Annotated in this window: 15 protein-coding genes; 4 read left to right on the forward strand and 11 right to left on the reverse strand. The window is 67.4% G+C overall.

Features of this window, described 5'->3' with window-relative positions; genetic code table 11:
- Nucleotides 1–46 precede the first annotated feature (46 nt).
- The 5 genes from BMX16_RS06230 to BMX16_RS06250 all read right to left on the reverse strand — a co-directional run bounded on the left by BMX16_RS06230 (nt 47) and on the right by BMX16_RS06250 (nt 4,611).
- Nucleotides 47–928 (reverse strand): polysaccharide deacetylase family protein, encoded by an 882-nt coding sequence (locus BMX16_RS06230; RefSeq protein WP_089900367.1) that lies wholly within the window; start codon nt 926–928, stop codon nt 47–49.
- Nucleotides 928–1,740, reverse strand: a complete 813-nt coding sequence (locus tag BMX16_RS06235) for an alpha/beta fold hydrolase (RefSeq protein WP_089900370.1) — start codon at nt 1,738–1,740, stop codon at nt 928–930. Before BMX16_RS06235 ends, BMX16_RS06230 begins: the two co-directional genes overlap by 1 nt.
- Nucleotides 1,737–2,852, reverse strand: a complete 1,116-nt coding sequence (locus BMX16_RS06240) for an LLM class flavin-dependent oxidoreductase (protein WP_089900373.1) — start codon at nt 2,850–2,852, stop codon at nt 1,737–1,739. The genes BMX16_RS06235 and BMX16_RS06240 overlap by 4 nt, the downstream gene beginning before the upstream one ends.
- Before the next feature lie 107 nt (nt 2,853–2,959).
- The gene (locus BMX16_RS06245) at nt 2,960–3,745 is read right to left on the reverse strand and encodes a sulfite exporter TauE/SafE family protein (protein ID WP_089900376.1); all 786 of its coding nucleotides are present in this window, start codon (nt 3,743–3,745) and stop codon (nt 2,960–2,962) included.
- Nucleotides 3,746–3,936: 191 nt separating this feature from the next.
- On the reverse strand, nt 3,937–4,611 hold the full coding sequence (locus tag BMX16_RS06250) for a TetR/AcrR family transcriptional regulator (protein WP_089900379.1): 675 nt from the start codon (nt 4,609–4,611) through the stop codon (nt 3,937–3,939).
- A 209-nt stretch (nt 4,612–4,820) separates the two neighbouring features.
- Here BMX16_RS06250 and BMX16_RS06255 point away from each other — a divergent pair, with 209 nt between their 5' ends.
- Complete coding sequence (locus tag BMX16_RS06255; RefSeq protein WP_089900383.1) at nt 4,821–5,777, forward strand: cyclase family protein; 957 nt, start codon at nt 4,821–4,823, stop codon at nt 5,775–5,777.
- 27 nt (nt 5,778–5,804) lie between these two features.
- On the forward strand, nt 5,805–6,044 hold the full coding sequence (locus BMX16_RS06260) for a DUF2798 domain-containing protein (RefSeq protein ID WP_425434009.1): 240 nt from the start codon (nt 5,805–5,807) through the stop codon (nt 6,042–6,044).
- Here BMX16_RS06260 and BMX16_RS06265 read toward each other — a convergent pair.
- On the reverse strand, nt 6,041–6,937 hold the full coding sequence (locus BMX16_RS06265) for an MBL fold metallo-hydrolase (protein ID WP_089900387.1): 897 nt from the start codon (nt 6,935–6,937) through the stop codon (nt 6,041–6,043). The two genes, BMX16_RS06260 and BMX16_RS06265, sit on opposite strands and share 4 nt — an antisense overlap.
- 186 nt (nt 6,938–7,123) lie before the next feature.
- Here BMX16_RS06265 and BMX16_RS06270 point away from each other — a divergent pair, with 186 nt between their 5' ends.
- A complete protein-coding gene (locus BMX16_RS06270) occupies nt 7,124–7,585 on the forward strand; it encodes a cupin domain-containing protein (protein ID WP_218139837.1) in 462 nt (153 codons plus the stop codon).
- Nucleotides 7,586–7,606: 21 nt separating this feature from the next.
- Nucleotides 7,607–8,980 carry an SLC13 family permease gene (locus BMX16_RS06275; protein ID WP_089900391.1) on the forward strand — a complete coding sequence of 458 codons (1,374 nt, stop codon included), beginning with the start codon at nt 7,607–7,609 and terminating at the stop codon, nt 8,978–8,980.
- Between the two features lie 97 nt (nt 8,981–9,077).
- On the opposite strand, the gene BMX16_RS06280 is transcribed toward BMX16_RS06275, so the two are convergent.
- The 5 genes from BMX16_RS06280 to BMX16_RS06300 all read right to left on the reverse strand — a co-directional run bounded on the left by BMX16_RS06280 (nt 9,078) and on the right by BMX16_RS06300 (nt 15,333).
- A complete protein-coding gene (locus BMX16_RS06280) occupies nt 9,078–10,676 on the reverse strand; it encodes a phosphoenolpyruvate carboxykinase (protein ID WP_089900394.1) in 1,599 nt (532 codons plus the stop codon).
- A gap of 147 nt (nt 10,677–10,823) precedes the next feature.
- Entirely contained in the window at nt 10,824–12,191 is a 1,368-nt protein-coding gene (locus BMX16_RS06285; protein WP_089900397.1) for an SLC13 family permease, read from the reverse strand.
- 57 nt (nt 12,192–12,248) lie between these two features.
- Complete coding sequence (locus tag BMX16_RS06290) at nt 12,249–13,118, reverse strand: NAD(P)-dependent oxidoreductase (protein WP_089900400.1); 870 nt, start codon at nt 13,116–13,118, stop codon at nt 12,249–12,251.
- Between the two features lies 1 nt (nt 13,119).
- On the reverse strand, nt 13,120–14,226 hold the full coding sequence (locus tag BMX16_RS06295) for an amidohydrolase family protein (protein ID WP_089900403.1): 1,107 nt from the start codon (nt 14,224–14,226) through the stop codon (nt 13,120–13,122).
- A 75-nt stretch (nt 14,227–14,301) separates the two neighbouring features.
- On the reverse strand, nt 14,302–15,333 hold the full coding sequence (locus tag BMX16_RS06300; RefSeq protein WP_089900406.1) for an ABC transporter substrate-binding protein: 1,032 nt from the start codon (nt 15,331–15,333) through the stop codon (nt 14,302–14,304).
- Nucleotides 15,334–15,363 lie beyond the last annotated feature (30 nt).

Consider the following 15,363-nt stretch of genomic DNA (forward strand, 5'->3'; position numbering starts at 1 on the left):
CATCCTGTTATTTATCGAACTATAAATAACAGGAGTGGCCGTCCGATCAAGCCCGAATGCGCACCATCTCTGCCGTGTACCAGTCGCCGATTTCGCTTGCCGTCATCCAGGCTACGCCGTCGTGCCCGCCGATGTAGTCCAGCAGCGCCTCGAGGTATCGAATGCGGTGGGGGACGCCGGTGATGTAGGGGTGGATCGAAATCGCCATGACCCGCGCGTTGTCCGCGCCTTCGGCATAGAGACGGTCGAACTGGTCCGTGCCGCGGATCAGGAATTCGTCCGACCGGTGGCCCTGCAGGGCGTGCACGGTGATGTCGTTCGTCTCGACCGTGTAGGGGATGGTGGTGATCGTGCCGAACGGCGTCTGGGTCGCCTGCGGCAGATCGTCCAGCACCCAGTCTGCGACGTATTCGACCCCCGCCTCGCGCAGCAGGTCGAGGGTCGCGTCGGTTTCCGTCAGACCGGGGCTTTCCCACGACCGGGGACGGGTGCCGGTGAACGCCTCGATGCTGTCCATCGCCGCGTGGATCGCGGCGCGCTGATCGTCAAGGCGATGCATCGGGCCCTGCACATGGCCGTGGCCCATGAACTCCCACCCGGCATCGAGGCCGGCACCCGCGACGCGGGGATAGCTGTTGCAGACGTTGCCGTTGATCGCCAGCGTCACGGGAATGCCTCGCGACACCAGCGCCTGATGCTGCCGCCAGAACCCGCTGCGCATCCCGTATTCGTGCCATGACCAGTTCGGCACGTCGGGCAGCAGGGGCTGCCCCATCGGTGGCGGCAGAACCGTACGCGGCATGGCGCGTTCGATGCCCCATTCCTCGACGTTCAGAATGACCCAGACCGCCAGACGCTTGTCATCCGGCAGGATCAGGCGGGGGCGATCGACGATGGCCTGATAGGGGAAACGGTCGGTGAGTCGCATCAGAACTCCAGAAACTGTCGCAGCGCGCGGTCGAAGGCGGCGGTGGCGTTCAGGTTAGCGATATGGGCGCAGTCGGGGATTTCGACATAGGACGCGCCCGGCGTTGCCTGCGCCATGTCCTGCATCGCGGCAGGCGGTGCGCCCATGTCGTCCGCCCCCGCGATATAGAGGACTGGCACGGTCATGCCCGGCAGGTCGCGGCGATAGTCGAGCGACTGCAACGCCCGCGCGCAGCCGGTATAGCCCGCCACGTCCATCGCCGTGAAATCCCGCGCCAATGCCGCCACGACATCGGGGTGGGTCTGGGCAAAGTCGGGCGTCAGCCAGCGGTCCAGCGTGCCGGGCCAGATCGCCGCCATGCCGCCCGCGTCGATCGCCGCGATCCGGTCGTCCCAGCCCGCGACGAAGGGCGGCGGCGCGTCGGCGCGCGCACAGGCGCAGACGATGCGCCGCACGCGGCCCGCGTGGTTCAGGCCCATCCCCAGCGCCGTCATGCCGCCCAGCGACAGGCCGACGATATCCGCCTGCACGACGTGGAAGTTGTCGAGGATCGCGAGCATGTCGGCGGTCAGGTCGGCAAAGCGGTAGGGTCCGGGCGGCGTGGACGACTGCCCGTGCCCCCGCGTGTCATAGCCAATGACGCGGAAATGCGGCTCCAGCACCGCGCGCTGCGGCGCCCACATGTCCAGCCCCGCGCCGAGCGAGTTCGACAGCAGCACGACCGGGCCGTCGACGCGGCCCGTCACCTTGACCGACAGATGCGCGTCGCCGGACCGGACGGTGATCCGGCCCTCATGTGCGACACTGGTCATTCGGCGACCATGGCCGGGGCGACCTTTGGCGGCAGGGTCGCATTCACGGCGGGCATCGTCTGTTCCGCCAGCAGGACCATGGACCGCCGCGACAGGGCGACGTCGGCCCAGTCCTTGCCCGCGACCAGCAGCGTGCCGAAATCGCCGACCTCGTCGCGCAGGGCAAGGATGTCGTCCGCGACCTTGTCCGGCGTCCCCCATGTGACGCATTCGTCCATCACCATGTCCAGCGTCACGTCGTCGTCGTGCATGGTCTGGTCGTGCTTGAACAGGTTGGCGCGGCCATGTTTCTTCATCTTGGTCAAGAGCTGGCTGTAGTAGAACCGATACGGGCTGTCGGTGCCGAAGACGTAGTCGCGCGCGGTGTTCATGTCGTCGGCCACGAAGACGGACCGCGCCACGCGCCAGTTGGCGGGATCGGCGGGACGGCCTGCGCGGTCGCAGCCTTCCACATACTTCGGCCAGTGCGTCTTGACCCATGTGCGCAGCAGGAAGTTGGCCGAGATCGGGTCCCAACCCCGTGCCGCCGCCTCCGTCACGCCCTTGGAGAAGGGGGCGACGGCGGTGACGACGATGGGCGGATGCGGGCGCTGCAGGGGCTTGGTCATGATGCCCTGACCGATTTCCGGCAGCATCTGCGTCTCGGTCGTGATGTTCCAGAACTGCCCCTTGATGTTGTAGGGGGCCTCCGATTCCCAGATCTTGAGGATGTGGTTGATCCCCTCGAGGAACATGGCGGGGCGGTCGGCATTCAGGCTGCCGAACGCCTCGGCGTCCGTCGCCAGACCACCGGGCGAGATGCCGAAGATGAAACGCCCGTCCAGCATGTGATCCAGCATCGCGACCTGACCTGCCACGGCGGCGGGGTGGGTATTGGGGATGTTGACCGTCCCGGTGCCCAGCCGGATCTGTTTCGTCGCGGCGGCGATCCACGCGATGAAGCTGATGCAGTGCGTGATGTTCTCGGCCGCGTCGCTGGTGTGTTCGCCGACGTAGGCTTCGGTAAAGCCCAACTCGTCCGCCAGCAGGAAGGCGGCGCGATCCTCGTGCAGGGAGGTGCGCCAGTCCTTGCCCAGCGGGTGGATCGGCATGGTGAAGAAACCCAGGTCCATCGTCGTCTCCCATCGTGTGTCACGTCGGTTCTAGCCGAGGTGGCGCATATGGGAAAATTATGAAAACCGGTTCCGGGTATCGTGTTTTTGGATGCAGGCGTCAGCCGCTACCACCCTGCGCTGATCTGCCAGACGCCACTGGCGATCAGATAGCCGCCCAGCACGACCAGCAGTCCGTGCACGATCAGATAGAACGGCTCCTTGCGGATGCGGGTCGCGATGTATTTGCCGACCGCGATGCCCAGCGGCATGATCGGCAGCAGCAAAAGCGAAATCCACAGGGTGTCGAGGGTCACCAGACCCATGCCCAGCACGATCGGGATCTTGGCCCAGTTCACGATGGCAAAGAACCAGACCAGCGTCGCCACATAGACCTGCGGGCTCAGACGAAAGGGCAGCAGATAGGCCTGGATCGGCGCCTCGCCCATCAGAAAGAAGCTGGTGAATCCCGATCCCCCGGCCAGCGACAGGGTGCGCCCCCAGCGCCTGTGGTTCCGGTCCTGCGTCGGCGCCATGTCGCGCTGGCCCGCAGCCCGGTGGCTGAAGAAGCGCAGGCCGAGGAACAGCGACATCCCGCCAAGGAAGATCGCCAGCACGCCGGCGTCGATGCGGCTGAACGCCAGCCCCGCCACACAGACGCCGATGACGCCGGACAAGGCCATCGGCCACAGGAGCCGGACATCGACCGCGCGGCGATAGAGGACCGCGACGATCAGGTCCATCGCCACATAGGTCGGCAGCAGGATCGAGATGGCGGTGGGAATGTCCGATACGGCGGCGACCAGCGGCATTCCCAATGCGCCCACCATGCCGCCGAACCCCGCCTTGGCCAGCGCCACGAAGAACACGGCAAAGGCCGCGACCGCAAAGAACAGCGGCGTGAAGGTGGGCATGGTCGCCGTCACGAGAGGCGCCGCGACGCGGCAAGGGGGTGCATGGGTTGTCCTTTCGGCCCGTCGCCACGGGGCTGGCGGCACGGCGGTTCCGGTGCTAATTTATCGGGTAATAAACAAGTCGCAAGGGTCGTCGCGCGATCCGATGCGCTGCGACGTTGTCGACGGCAAAGCCACGCTGCGAGTGATGCCTAGTCTGTGCGCTGTGCTTCCGACGCGTGTTCAGCCTCCACAGACTTTGCCAGTTTGATTTTCAGCCCGGCGACAAAGGCCGCGACCGCATCGGCGACGACGCGGTCCTTGCGCGTTTCAAGCGCTGAGTCGTAGATCAGATCGCGCACGCCATAGTAGAAGATGCCGCCGTGCATCACCCATGCGAACTCGATCTCGCTGTCGGTGGCGGGGCTGGGCGGGTGGCCGAACTCGGCCCGCGCCTCGGCCACGATGGGCTCCAGGATGCGCTGGCGGACCAGTTGCATGTAGCGGCGGTTGATGTCGGCGCCCTTCAGCCCCGAGAACAGATAGATCCGCATCCATTCGCGGTTGAAGATCACGTCCGTATAGACCCGGTAGAAGGTATTCAGCCGCTCTTCCACGCTGGTGCTGCGGTCTGTGAGGATCTCTTCCCATTCGGGTCGCCAGCGGTTGACGTAGACCGCGTCGTAGACGGCAAGGATCAGGTCGTCCTTGGACGGAAAGTAGCGATAGAGCAGCGGTTGCGTCACGCCTAGCTGTCGGGCCAGACCGCGGGTCGAACTCTCGAACCCTTCCTCGGCAAAGAAGGCGATCGCCTTGGTGATGAAATCCTCGCGGCGCTGACCGGACGACATCCGCTTGCGCTTGGCTGTGGCATCCGGCTCGGTCATGCGATCCTTTCGGGCGGCAGTAGATGTGGCGTCTGTCACGTCGATGCACCGGTGCGGGCGTCCGGATCAAGGGTCAATCCGGCAGGTCCGACGACGCGCCGCATCATCGCAGGCTAACCCACGTTTGCCATCTGCTCTAGCATGACCATTGACAGAGCCCTCGATTTAATTTGTCATTCGATAAATTAGTATCTGGGGAGGATACGCACATGACCCGTCTGACACGGCAGGACATCTACGACACGGCGAAACAGCTGTCGAACTGGGGGCGCTGGGGGGACGACGACCAGATCGGCACCCTGAACAACGTGACACCGGACGACATCGTCGCGGCGGCGGGGCTGATCAAGAAGGGCAAGACCTTCCCCCTCGGCCTCGACCTGAAGCAAAAGATCCAGTCGGGGCTGTTCGGCGGGCGCTGGAACATGATCCACCAGATGCTGGCCACGGGGACGGACGCGGTCGTGGGCGCGCAGGACGGCGACGGCAAGGCCTATCTGCGTTACGCCGACGACGCGATCAACCTGCCCTGTCAGGTCGGCACCCAGTGGGACGCGCTGTGCCACATCTTCCTCGATGACAAGATGTACAACGGCTATCCGGCGACCGACGTGACCGTGCAGGGTGCGGCCCGGCTGGGGATCGAGCATGTGCGCGGCAAGATGGTCGGGCGCGGCGTCCTGCTGGACGTGGCCCGGTGGAAGGGGGTCGACAGCCTCGACGACGGGTATCCGATCACGAACGCCGACCTCGACGGCTGTGCGGCAGCACAGGGGGTGGCGATCGCCAAGGGCGATTTCGTCATCTTGCGCACGGGGCATCAGGAACGCTGCCTCGCGTCGGGCGACTGGACCGGCTATGCGGGCGGTGACGCGCCGGGGCTGTCGTTCGAGACGGCGCACTGGATCAAGGCCCACGACATCGCCGCGATCTGCGCCGACACATGGGGCTGCGAGGTGCGCCCCAACGAGAGCGACGAGGCGAACCAGCCGTGGCACTGGGTCGTGATCCCGGCCATCGGCATTTCCATGGGCGAGATCTTCTACGTGAAAGAGTTGGCCGAGGACTGTGCCGAAGACGGCGTCTACGAGTTCTTCTTCACCGCGCCGCCGCTGCACATCCCGGGCGCTGCGGGATCGCCGATCAATCCGCAGGCGATCAAGTGAGAAGGGCTGGCAAGTGAGCGCGTCTGCATGGGCATGATCCCGCACCGCTTCGCCCACGCGGCGTTCGGCCTGTGCCTGTCGATGATGATGTCGGCCATCATCTCGGGCGTGGCGACGCTCTCGGCGGTCGGGCTGTCGGCGGCGCTGCCGGGCATCTGGGTGCTGGCGTGGCTGAAAAGCTGGGTCGTGGCGTTTCCGGCGGTGCTGGTGGTGGCCCCGCTGGCGCGGCGCATGGCGGGGCGGTTGACAGCCCCGCCGCCGCTCTAGACGCGGTGTTGATAGGTGACCGGCACCCAGCGATAGGCCCCCGCGTGACGTTCCACATAGCCCACCGCCGGGAACGGCATGTGATGCCCGCTGACCAGCAGACCCTCCGTCGCCGCCATGTCCAGCACCCGTCTGCGTGTGGCGATGGCCATGGCGGGATCGTCGTCGAAGGCGACCGGACTGTCGGGATGCTGCAGGGAAAACACGTAATGGTTCGTCACGTCGCCCCAGACCAGCATCTGCGCCGCCCCGTCGTCGAGGCGATACATCATGTGCCCCACCGAATGGCCGAAGGCCGCGAGCGCCGTCAGGCCGGGCACCACCGTGTCGCCATCCTCGGCCAGCGTCAGACGCCCCGCGATCTGCGGCAGCAGCGCCAGCACGAGGTCGCGATTTTGGGCGCGTTGCGGCGGGATGCCGTCGCCGCTGGTCCATGCGGCGTGTTCGCGCCGCCCCATGATATAGCGGGCATTGGGAAAGGCAATTGCCTCGCCTTCCATCACGCCGCCGATGTGGTCGGGGTGCAGATGGGTGAAGGCCACCACGTCGATGTCGCCGGGGGCGTAGCCCGCCACGGCCAGCCGGTCGCGCAGCCGCCCCGCATGGGCGGCACGCCCGCCCGCACCGAACCCGGTGTCACACAGCACGACTTGTCCGCCGGTCCGGATCACGGTCGGGGTATAGGTATTCTCGAACGCATGGGCGGGCAGGTGGTTGGCGGCGGCAGTCTGCGCGATCTGGTCGTCGCTGCGGTCCATGGCAAAGGGTGGCCTGATCCCTGTCCGCACATGCGCCCCGTCAAGGATCGTCGTGACCGCAGCCGTCCCCAGCGACAGGCGGTGGACGGTGTGGCGCAGGGCGTCGTCGGCGGCGTGGTGCGGGGTCTCGGTCATGGCGTGCGGGTCCTGTCAGGGGGGGCATCCGGTGCAGGATAGGCCGGACGCACCGCCCGCTTGCATCATGGTTTCGGATGCCGAATATATGAAACGATCATGCCGCGCGGCACGGGTTTGCGTCCATCATCGCGGCGGACCCGCGACCGCGTCACGGCCCTGCAACCCCACCACAGGAAGACGACGATGAAGGACCACGCCGCCCACGGCCCGCACCACATTCCGACCAACCCCGACCCGTCCGCCTTTGCCGACTGGCCCGCCGGGATGTACGAGGAGATGCTGGCCGCCCACGACAACGGCTGCGTCGGATCGCTCTTGGTGTCCGAGACGGACCGCGTGCGGGTCTGGCACCTGCACATCGCGCCGGGGGAGCGCTGCGGCTTTCACCGCCATGTAAACCCCTATTTCTGGTCGTCGCTGACGGCGGGGCGCGGGCGCAACTACGCCTCCTCCGGCGCGGTGAGCGAGGCCGTCTATACCGCGGGAGAGACGCGCCATTACCACTACGGCCCCGGCGACTATATGCTGCACTGCATCGAGAACGTGGGCGACACCACATTGTCCTTCGTCACGGTGGAGTTCCTCGACGGGACCAATCCGCCCTTGGCCATCCCCGACCACATGCGCCTGACGCCGACCCCCTGAGCGCCGCGAGAGGTGCCCCCAATGGCCCTGATGGTTTCCCGCCCCGGCACGGCGCAGTTCGTCGTCGGCGCAGCAGGGCTGGCGCTGGTCGCCGTGCTGCTGGGCACCGACGCCCTGCTGCCGCGCGTCGCCGCCGTCAGTGCGCTGTCCGTCGCCCTCTTTGCCACGCGCCTGTTGCCAGAGGTGGTGACGGCGATCGGCACATTCCTGGCCTTCATCGCGATCGGTGCGGCACCGACGGACGTGATCTTTTCCGGCTTTGCCAGCAGCGGGTTCTGGCTGCTGTTCGCGGGGCTGGTCATCGGCACGGCGATCACCGCGACCGGGCTGGGGATGCAGTTGGCACTGCGCATCTTCCAGCGCACGGGGGCATCCTATCGCCGGGCGGCGGTGTTGCTGGCGCTGTGCGGTCTGGCGCTGGGCATCCTCGTGCCCTCAACCCTGCCGCGCGTGATCGTGCTGATGCCCATCGCGTTGTCGCTGGCGCAGACCATGGGCTATGCGCCCGGATCGCGCGGCCACGTCGGCCTGTGCGCCACCGCGGCGGCGGCGACGCTGCTGCCGACCTATGCGTTCCTGACGGCCAACCTGCCGGTCATCATCCAGTTCGGCGCGGCCGAGACGCTGTATGGCATCGCCCCGTCCTATGGCGCCTATTTCGTCGAACAGGCGCCGATCAACCTGCTGCGGCTGGTGGTGCTGCTGGCGGTCATGCTGCCGTTTGCCCCGCCACGGGCCGAGGCCGCATCGCAGGTGGATGCGCCCGCACCCCTGACGCCGCCGCAGCGCCGCCTGCTAGTGCTGCTGGCAATGGCGATCGGGCTGTGGATGACGGACGGGCTGCATGGCATCTCGCCCGCGTGGGTCGGGCTGGCGCTGGCGGCGGTGCTGCTGGTGCCCGCGTTCGGGATGCTCGATGCGGCGGCGATGAAGACCAAGGTCGATCTGTCGCCCGCCTTCTTCATCGCGGCACTGTTCGCGATGACCGCCGTGGCGCAGGCCAGCGGGTTGGGCACCGCCGTGGCGGATGCGCTCGTGCCGCTGATGGGACTGGGCGGCGGGGGCCTGCGGGATTTCTATGCGGTCACGGGCCTGTCGGTGGTGCTGTCGCACCTGACCACGGCCCCCGCCGCCCCCGCCGTTCTGGTCCCCATGGCCGAGGCGTTCGCGACGCGCACCGGCTGGCCGGTCGAGACGGTGGTGATGGCGCAGGTGATCGGGCTGGCGACGCCGATCCTGCCCTATCAGGCGCCGCCGCTGATCGTGGCGATGGCGCTGGCGGCGATCCCGGTGGGCGCGTTGCTGCGGGTCTGCCTGTGGCTGGCGCTGGCGGTGGCCGTGATCGGCCTGCCGCTGACGTGGGTGTGGTGGTCGTGGCTGGGGATGTTCGGCTAGGCGCTGCCGCGCAGCGCGTGATGCAACAGGGGCCGTGACGCAAAAGGGGGGCCGGGCGCATCACGCCCGGCCCCCCTTTCGTTTGGTCCCTTTCGGATCAGCCCACCGCGATGGCCCTTACGTCGTCGTCCACGTGGGTGAGGTATTTTTCGAAGTTGTCGGCGAACATGGCGACGAGTTTCTTCGCCGCCGCGTCGTAGGCTGCCGGATCGGCCCATGTGCCGCGCGGGTCGAGGAGGGCGGTGTCCACACCGGGGACGGCGACGGGGACGTCAAAGCCGAAATGCGGGTCCTTGCGGAAGGTCACGTCGGCTATGCTGCCGTCCAGCGCTGCGGTCAGCAGGGCGCGGGTGGCGGCGATGGGCATGCGCGTGCCGGTGCCATAGGCGCCGCCGGTCCAGCCGGTGTTGACCAGCCAGCAGGTCGCCCCGTGGGACGCGATCTTGGCCTGCAGCAGCTTGCCGTACACCTCTGGCCGGCGCGGCAGGAAGGGCGCGCCGAAACAGGTCGAGAAGGTGGGCTCCGGTTCGGTCACGCCGCGCTCGGTGCCTGCCACCTTGGCGGTGAAGCCGGACATGAAGTGATACATCGCCTGCGCCGGCGTCAGCCGCGCGATGGGGGGCAGCACGCCGAAGGCGTCGCAGGTCAGCATGACGATGTTCTTGGGGTGCCCGCCCAGCCCGCCGCCCGACGCCTTGGGGATGTAATCCAGCGGATAGGCGGCGCGGGTGTTGGCGGTCAGGCTGGCGTCGGCGAAGTCGAGCGCGCGGGTCCGCGGATCGAAGACCATGTTCTCGATCACCGTGCCGAACATCTGCGTCGTGGCATAGATCTCTGGTTCGGCGCGTGCCGACAGGTTGATCGTCTTGGCGTAGCAGCCACCCTCGAAGTTGAAGATGCCCGCGTCGGTCCAGCCGTGTTCGTCGTCGCCGATCAGGGTGCGCAGCGGATCGGCGGACAGCGTCGTCTTGCCGGTGCCCGACAGGCCGAAGAAGACGGCGGTATCCACCAGATTGCCGTTGGCGTGGTTGGCCGAACAGTGCATCGGCATCACGCCCCGGTCCGGCATCAGCCAGTTCAGCAGGGTGAACACGGCCTTCTTGTTCTCGCCGGCGTATTCGGTGCCCGCGACGAGGATCAGCTTGCGGTCGAGGTTGAAGGCGATCACCGTTTCCGACCGGCAGCCGTGACGCGCGGGATCGGCGGTGAAGCTGGGGCAGTTCACCAGCATGAAGTCGGCCATGAAACCGGTCAGCTGATCGGCGTCGGGCCGGATCAGCATGTGGCGGATGAACAGGTTGTGCCACGCCAGTTCCGACACGATGCGCATGTTGACGCGGTGGCGCGGATCGGCGCCCGCGAACAGGTCCTGCACGAAGAAATCCTTGCCCGCCATGTGCGCCAGCATGTCGGCGTGCAACACGTCGAAGGCGTCGGCGCTCATGCGGGCGTTGTTGTCCCACCAGATGGTATCCTCGGTCGTGGGCGACACCACGACGTGCTTGTCCCTGGGCGAGCGGCCCGTGAACTTGCCGGTGGTCACGAGGAAGGTGCCGCCCTGTCCCAGCGTGCCTTCGCCGCGCTTCAGGGCGTGGGTGACGAGCTCGGGTGGCATGGCGTTGTAGACCACGTGGCCCAGGGCGGGAAAGCCTTGGGCTGCCAGCGTGAAGGCTGGATTGAACAGGCCGTGGTCCATGGGTGATCCTCTCCCGGTCGGTGTGTCACGTCGGTGTGTCACACGGGCGTAGCGCGGCAACTTTTGCAATGAAAGCAATATCTTCGACTGTTAGCGGTAACTGCCGATGTTAGCGCAAAGCGTCGCGGGCGAGGCCGTGACGCAGGGTCAGAGGAGGCCGGTCCAGCCCCACCACAACGCGGTCAGCGGCAGGCCGAGGACGGTGCCGATCAGCGCCGACAGCATGCAGATGCGTGTCAGCGGACCCACCGGAATCGCCGCGATGGCGATCCCGATCAGCAGCGGCGGCGACTGATAGGGCAACACCACCGTGGACAGGCCGATGTTGTGCGCCAGCCCCACCGCTGCGATCGACCAGCCCGCCGCATCCGCCGTGCCCGCGGCCAGCGGCGCCAGCACGATCGGGGCGGCGGGCGCGATGGTCAGATGCGACAGCGCCGAGGCGAAGAGCGTGATCGCACTTAGGTTCCACAGGTCGGCCCCGGGTGACAGGCGCAGCACCGGCACCACCAGATCGGCGATGCGCGTGCCCAGCCCGACATGCGACATCACCGCGCCGATCCCGAAGACCGCGGCGATCAGGATGGCGATGGACAGGTCCACCTCGGTCTTCATCGCCTGCGCGGAAAACACGCCGAGCCCCGGCAGCAGCAGCACCCCGGCGGCGGCCAGCGTGACCCACGCGGGGGCGATGCCGTGCAGGCTGTCGGTCGCCCACAGCACGGTCGCCAGACCCAGCACCACCGACAGGCGGCGCTGTGCGGGCGTCCATGCCGCGGCCGGTCCCGCCGCCGGGGGCGCGGTGGGCACGCTGCCGCGGCCCCAGGCCAGCAGCAGCGCCAGCAGCACCGCGAACCGCAGCGCGTTGATCGGCGCGTTCTGCACGAAATAACCGCCATAGCCGTAGCGCACGTCATACAGGATCTCGAGGATGCCGAATTCCACGATGGTGGGCAGGTTGGCGGTCAGGAAGGCATAGGTCGGCACCAGCGTCATCAGCGCCGACGTCATCAGCAGGCCCGTATGGGCGCGCGATCCTGTGGGCAGCCCCATCCGCTGTGCCAGCGCCAGCGTGACCGGCATCAGCACGATCACGCGCGGGATGGCCGACGGCACCATCGCCCCGAGCAGGAGCCCGCCACCGGACAAGAGCAGCACTGCTCGCACGTAGGACGGGCCGGTCATCCGGAACAGCGCCTGCGCGATCCGGTCGCCCAGCCCCGACACGGTGATCGCGGACCCGATCACCAGCCCACCCACCAACAGCCAGAAGCCGCTGGACGCGAAGCCCGAGAAGATCACCCCTTCCGGTGCCACGCCGCCCGCCAGAAAGGCGAGGAAGATCGCCAGCGCCGTCACCACCTCCGGCAGGGTGCGGGTCGCGAAGGCGCCGATCCCCGCGCAGGCGATGGCCAGCACCCGCAGGGCGGGGTCCGGTGTGGCAAGGCAGGTCAGCAGCGCCAGCAGGCCCGCCGCGGCGCACAGCACCGTCCCGGCAGTGGCGCGGCCTAGCACATGGTGTCCGTCGCGGGCAGGGTGGCGTCAGGGTGGCCGGTATCGGGCAGGCCGGTCTCAGGTGGAATCGTCGGCATGGCGGTAAACCTCGAACACGGCGGCGGTGTCGTGATCCTTTGGGATCAGGGACCACGCCCGGTCATACATCGCGGCGGCGGCGGCGAACATGGGGGCCGTGATCCCCTGTGCGGCGATGTCCGCCCCGATGATCGACAGATCCTTTTCGAACATCGCCATGTGCGCCGTGGCGGGCACGTAGTCGCCCGACATCATCAGCGGCATCCGCAGGTCCAGCATCCGCGACTGACCGGCCCCTTTCGACAGCATCCGGTAGACCGTGTCGCGGTCCAGCCCCAGCGCGTCGGCGTAATGCAGCACCTCTGCCGCGGCGCAGTTGTGCAGGGCGACAGCATGGTTGGCCACATACTTCAGCTTGCTGCCCGCGCCGAAATCGCCCGCCGCGATCACCGTGTGGCACAGTGGGTCGAGCAGGTGGCGGATCTGGGCGATGGCATCGGCAGGGCCGGAGGCCATGATGACCAGATCCCCCTTCGCCGCCTGTGCGCCCGTGCCGCTGACGGGCGCGTCGAGCAGGATCGCGCCCTGCGCCTGTACCGCGTCGCGGGCCGCCATCTTGTCGGCCAGCGCGAAGGTGCCGGTGTCCATCGCGATCTGGCCGGGACGCAGGATGCGCCCCAGTTGCGCCGCGACATCGGCCAGCACCGCTGGCGACGCGACCGAGACGATCACCAGATCGCAACCCGTCAGCCAGTCGCCCGGCGCGTCATGCGCCACGCCGCCGCGCGCCGTCAGGCGGTCGCGCGCCCCCGCGTCGGGGTCGCACCCCGCCACGGGCACGCCGGCGGCGATCAGGTTGCCCGCATAGGCGGACCCCATGATCCCCAGGCCGACGATGCCCACCGTCACGTCACGCGCCCTTCTTGGCGGGCAGACCGAACAGCCGCTGTGCCGTCAGACCCGCCACGTTCGCCTTGTCGGCGTCCGACAGGGCAGAGCTGACGATGTGTTCCACGGGATCGTAATCGGCCATGTCGAAAGGATAGTCGCTGCCCATGATGACCTTGTCCGCGCCATGCACCTTGACCAGATATTCCAACTGGTGATCGGTGAAGACGACGCTGTCGATCCATACCTTATTCAGATAGCTCGTCGGCGGTTCAGGCAGGTCCGCATGGCTGTCCTGACGCGCCCCCCACGCATGGTCGATCCGCCCCGAATAGGCGGGCAGGTAGCCGCCGCCGTGCACGGCGAAGATCTTGAGCGCCGGCATGTCGCGCAGCAGACCGTTGAAGATGATGTAATGCAGCGCCATCGTCGTCTCGAGCGGGTTGCCGATGACGTTGGCGAAATAGTATTCCGAGAACCGCTCGCCGCCGGTGAAGCCGTTCGGGTGGATCATCACCACGGCGCCCAGCTCCTCGGCCTTCTTCCAGAACGGGCGGAAGCGGGCGGCGCTGATCTCCTCTCCGTCGACGTTGGTCAGCAGCATGACGCCCTTCAGACCCAGACCCATGGCGCGGGCAAGCTCGGTCGCCGCTTCCTCCGGGTCCTGCAGGGGCACGGTACCGAGGCCCGCGAAACGGTCCGGCTGCTGTGCCACCCAGGCGGCCATGCCATCGTTGACCATGCGGCTGGCGTGGGCGGCGTGTTCGACGGGCGACTGGTAATAGCACTGCGGCGGCGGCGGGGCGACGATCTGCATGTCGATGCCCTGTGCATCCAGGACGCGCATCCGGTCGCCGATGTCTTGCATGGCGACGGGGCCACGGTCCTTGTCCTGCTGGGCGTTCACCGCGTTGGTGGCGTCGTTGGCGTATTTGACCATCGCGATCCGTTTCGGATCGACGTGGGGCAGCATGTACTGCGCGGCCGCCGGGATCACGACATGGGCATGGCTGTCCACGGTCAGCGTGGACAGACGGCCGGGGGCGTCCGGCATGGGCCGCGCGGCGCTGGGGCCATAGCGGTTGACGGCATCGCCCCGGTCGCGTGTGTCGATGGTGGAATGGGTCATGATCTGGGTCCTGTCAGGTCTGGTAAGGCAAAGGGCGACCGCCGCGGGCACCGCCCGCGACGGTCCGGCATGGGATCAGGGGTTGGCTTCCAGCCACGCCGCGGCGTCCGCCTCGACCTGCGCGCGGTCGAAGTCGTTGGCGGCGGCGATGTAGGTGTCGTTGAGGAACGTGGCCTCGTCGACCTCCGCCTCGATGGCACCCGACGACAGCAGACGCGGCTGCAGGGCATCCCACACGGGCGTCTGCAGATCGCCCAGCCGTTCGGTCACCGACACGTTCATCCCGATCGACATGTCGAGAAAGAGTTGCCCCGCCTCCTCGTTCTCCCACTCGGCGGGCACGCCCTTGCGCAGCATCTGCGCCACCGCCTCCGGGTTGACAGAGGCGACATACATCCCCTTGGACCACGCCCGCAGGAAGCCTTCCATCGCGGCGCGCTTCTCCTCCAGCGTCTCGGTGTTGGCGGCGAACGTATTGGCGGGGCTGGCCAGCAGCTCCTCCGGCGTGATCAGGCGCACCGGGATGCCGTTCGCGTTGAGCGAGATCCAGTCCGGGGCCGCCCCCGAGATCGCAGATACGTTGCCGTCGCGCACGGCGGCGGCCAGCGTCGGTCCGGCCTCGCCCAGCACGACGGTTTCCACGTCGTCGATGGTGGACCCCACGGTGTTCAGTGCCGCCTGCAGGAACGACCGGTCGCGGTCGGACACGAGGCCGACGGTGGTGCCGATCAGATCGTCGATGGAATCGTATTCCGACGTCTCCAGCACTCCGATGCCTTCGGGCGCGTTCTGCATCACCTCATAGACCGTGGCGATGGGCGCGCCCGCGTTGATCGCGTTCACGGTTTCCACCGGGTCCAGCATCGCCAGATCGGCCTGACCGTTCTGCAGGAACGCCACATAGGGGATCGAGGTGTCGGACGGCAGCAGGTTGACCGTGATCCCCTCCGCCTCGAAATATCCCAGCGCCTCGCCCACCACGAGCGGAAAGAAGTTGGTGGACCGCGGCAGCGGGTTGATCATGTTGATCGTGGTGTCCTGCGCCAGAAGGGGCAGGGCCGTCACCGTGACCGCTGTGCCCAGCAGAACCGTCTTCAGCATCTTCATCGTCGTTCCCTCCCAGAAATGTCGATTGTT

Source organism: Loktanella fryxellensis (genome assembly GCF_900110065.1).
Taxonomy (GTDB): domain Bacteria; phylum Pseudomonadota; class Alphaproteobacteria; order Rhodobacterales; family Rhodobacteraceae; genus Loktanella; species Loktanella fryxellensis.